General features: G+C 61.8%; 3 protein-coding genes. All 3 read right to left on the minus strand.

From position 1 onward, the window contains the following. A partial coding sequence (locus OXG98_05965) for a glycosyl hydrolase (protein MCY3771546.1) occupies nt 1-2,710 on the minus strand: 2,710 nt, incomplete at its 3' end. A gap of 129 nt (nt 2,711-2,839) precedes the next feature. After that, nucleotides 2,840-3,208 carry an aminotransferase class V-fold PLP-dependent enzyme gene (locus OXG98_05970; GenBank protein ID MCY3771547.1) on the minus strand — a complete coding sequence of 123 codons (369 nt, stop codon included), beginning with the start codon at nt 3,206-3,208 and terminating at the stop codon, nt 2,840-2,842. Continuing rightward, complete coding sequence (locus OXG98_05975; protein MCY3771548.1) at nt 3,147-3,509, minus strand: hypothetical protein; 363 nt, start codon at nt 3,507-3,509, stop codon at nt 3,147-3,149. The genes OXG98_05970 and OXG98_05975 overlap by 62 nt, the downstream gene beginning before the upstream one ends. Nucleotides 3,510-3,608: the final 99 nt, after the last annotated feature.

The raw sequence follows: 3,608 nt of genomic DNA on the forward strand, positions 1-3,608 counted from the left end.
CCAGCACGCCGACACCACCGGAGTCGCTCTCTTCCAGTTCCGGAGACCATGGCTGCAATTCCGGGTACCTGAGGTCCCACGCAACGCGATGGAAGCCGGCATCGGCGGGCGCCTCGATCTGTCGCACCAGGTTGCCGTCGGTATCGGTCACCGTGAAGACGATGGCCGGTTCATCTTCCCGCTCTTCGCTGAGAATCGTGTCCCAGGCCGCCGCCGCGACATCCTCGTTCTCAGCCTCGAGTTTTTTCTCGGCCTCACGACGAACGTCCTTGCCGCTCTTGAAACCCTCGGCCAGGTAGTACGTGAAGATCGCCCCGAATTCCGGGTTTGGCGCCATGAAATAGCTGTCGCCCTGGAACGCCTGACAGCCGGGCGATCCACAGCCCAGCGAACGTTTCGGAACGTACCAGAGCGCATCGGCAACATCGAACAGCACGTTGCCGCTCTGCAGCATGTCCGCATTGACCTGCCGCAGTGGCGAATAGTCGTCCAGCACATAGAAACTGCGTCCGAAGGTCGCGCCCACGAGGTCGTTCTCACGCTGCTGAATCGCGAGGTCGCGGAACGGAATGTTGGGGGTGCCGCCTTTGAGCTTGGTCCAGGAACCGCCGCCATCGACTGTGAAGAACAAGCCGAATTCGGTGCCGACGAACAACAGGTCCGGCTCAACGTGGTCCTGTACTACGCGCCAGAGCACATGGCGTTCGGGCAGGTTGCCCGAGATGCTGCGCCAGCTTCGGCCGCGGTTCTCGCTCTTCAGGATGTAGGGCGCAAAATCGCCGGCCTTGTGATCGTCGACGACGGCGTAGACGGTGTCGGCATCGTGCAGATCCGCCTTGATGTCATTGACGAAGAACCGATCCGGCACACCCGGTAGCTCGTCGATCGTGCGCCAGGTTTCGCCGCCATCCCCGGTGATGCTGATCAGCCCGTCGTCGGAGCCCGCGTACAGTACGTCCGGATCGATCGGCGACTGGGAAATGTTGACGATCGTGTTGTAGCTGGACATGGCCCACAGGTCGCGCGGCGCGTCATAACTCCAGGTGCGGCCCATGACCGGCAGGCTGACGCGATCTTCGTCACGTGTCAGATCACCGCTGATCGGCGTCCAGGTGTCGCCATGGTCATCGCTTCGCCACACGCGCTGCGACGCGAAAAACAGCGTTTTCGAATCGTGCGGACTGATCAGGATCGGGGCGTCCCAGTTGTAGCGATCGGGCGGCTCGCCCTCGCGCGCCTGCGGACGAATATAGGTGTTCTCTCCGGTGCGCCGGTCGTAGCGGGTCAGGTTGCCCTGCTGCCACTCCGCGTAGACGATGTCCGGATTGTCGGGATCCACCGCGGACTGATGGCCGTCACCGAAGAGCGTGACAAACCAGTCTGCATTGCGGATTCCGGACGCGTCCCAGGTTTGCGAAGGCCCGCCCTGGCTGTTGTTGTCCTGCGTCCCGCCGTAGATGTTGTAGAACGGTTCGTCGTAGTCGACGGCCACCTTGTAGAACTGCGTAATGGGCAGGTTCGCAACGTATTTCCAGGTTTCGCCGAGGTCGAAACTCTCGTAAATGCCACCGTCGTTGCCAAGGATCAGATAGTTCGGGTCGTCCGCACGAAACGCCATCGCATGATGGTCTACGTGCTTGGTTTCGTGCTCCATTCTGACGAAGTCCTTACCGCCGTTATCCGTGCGGTGCAGGTGCACGTCCATCTGGTAGACACGATCAAAAGCGTGCGGGCTGGCAAAAATTTCCTGGTAGTAGTGCGGACCGGTGCCGCTGGACAGGTAGTCGTTCATTTTCTCCCAGGTCTCGCCGCCGTCGGCCGAGCGCCAAAAACCGCCCGTGCGATTGTCGAGCTCGATCGTGGCGTAGATCACATCGGGATTCTGCGGGCTGACGGCCAGGCCGGTCTTGCCCGTCATGCCCCCCGGAAGCCCCTTCTCCAGCCGACGCCAGGTTTCGCCGCCGTCGACCGACTTGTGGATACCCGTGCCGGGACCACCATCGATCAGCACCGCAACGTTGCGCAGCCGCTGCCACGAAACGGCATACATGACGTCAGGGTTGCGCGGATCCATGTGCACTTCCGAAACGCCCGTGTACTGGTCGTCCTCGTCAGTGTTGCCGAGCCCGTCTCCCAGCACCTTGCGCCAGTTTTCGCCGCCGTCGGTTGACTTGTAGAGGCCGCGTTCACCGCCGCCCGACCACAGCGGCCCCTGCGCCGCGACAAAGATCGTGTCCGAGTCCCTCGGGTCAATCCGGATCATGCCGACCCGCTCCGACGCCTCGAGGCCCATGTTCTCCCAGTTCTTGCCGCCGTCCCGGCTACGATAGACGCCGTCGCCATAGCCAACATGACGCCCGCTGACGTTTTCGCCGGTACCCACCCAGACAACGTCCGGGTTATTGGGGTCCAGCGTAATTGCGCCGATGGAATACGAGCCCTGATCGTCAAATATCGGTGTCCAGGTCGTACCCGAGTTTTCGGTCTTCCAGACATTGCCGCTGCCCACAGCCACATACCAGACGTTGTTGTTGTCCGGGTGGATGACAATGTCGGAGATTCGTCCCGACATGAGTGCGGGCCCGATCCCGCGCAATTCAAGGCCTTCGAAAGTGGCTTCGTTGAACCCCGGCGTCGATTCCTCGTCCTGGGCGAAGACCGGCGCGCACAGCACGACGGCGGCCAGCGCCGCCAACATTTGATTCCGCATGATTAACCCCTCTTCCAGTGCTCCATCAACCTTATAACGCCGTATCAGCGCGTTCACAAGCGCGCAGATGCGCGACGCCGGCGCCCAAGGCTTGGATCCTCCCATTAAAGACCCAATTTGGGCGGTAACTTAACAGACAAGCCAGCGGCAATAGTCGCGCAGGACATCAAGACAGGCGTCGATCTCGCGCATCGTGTTGTAGTGCGCGATGCCGATCCGCACCACTCCGCCCGAGTCATTCAGCCCGAATGCGTTGATCGGTTCCGCCGCGTAGGCATGGCCGTGCCAGACGAAAATATTGGCCCGTCCCAACGATTTTGCGATCCGGGCGGGGTCGTGACCGGACAGCGTGAAGGACACGGTGGGCACCCGTCGCACAAATGCCGCAGGGTCCTTGATCCCGTGGATTCGCAAGCCTGGAATTTCGAGCAGGCCCTCAATCAGGCGCACCACCAGGCTTGTCTCGTGGGAATGCGCCAGATCGAGCCCGTCGCGCACGTGGCGGCGCCTGCCTTCGAACGCCGCAAAACGCGAGCTGGATGTGGCAGCGGCCTATGGTGTGGCCAAGGAAGTCGAAGCTCCCGTCCGGCAGGCGGCGTAGTTGCGTCTTGTCTTCGTTGACCGTCAACCCCAGCCTATCCATCATTCCACGCATCACCTTCATGGACTGCGATGCCGTTCCTCGGCAGCAGATCACGAAGTCGTCCGCGTAGTTCACGATGTGGCCGTTCAGGCGGTATTGATGACCAAGCTGTTTCCAGCCCAGCAGGAACCGCCGCATGTGCAGGTTCGACAACAAGGAGATATGGGCGCGCCTTGCGGCACTCCGCGTTTCTCGTCCTTCGCGCGAGTCGTCCGTGTCCGGCCGCCACGTCCGTCATCCTCCTCCAGCGGCGCC

The organism is Gemmatimonadota bacterium, assembly GCA_026706345.1.
GTDB lineage: Bacteria > JAAXHH01 > JAAXHH01 > JAAXHH01 > JAAXHH01 > JAAXHH01.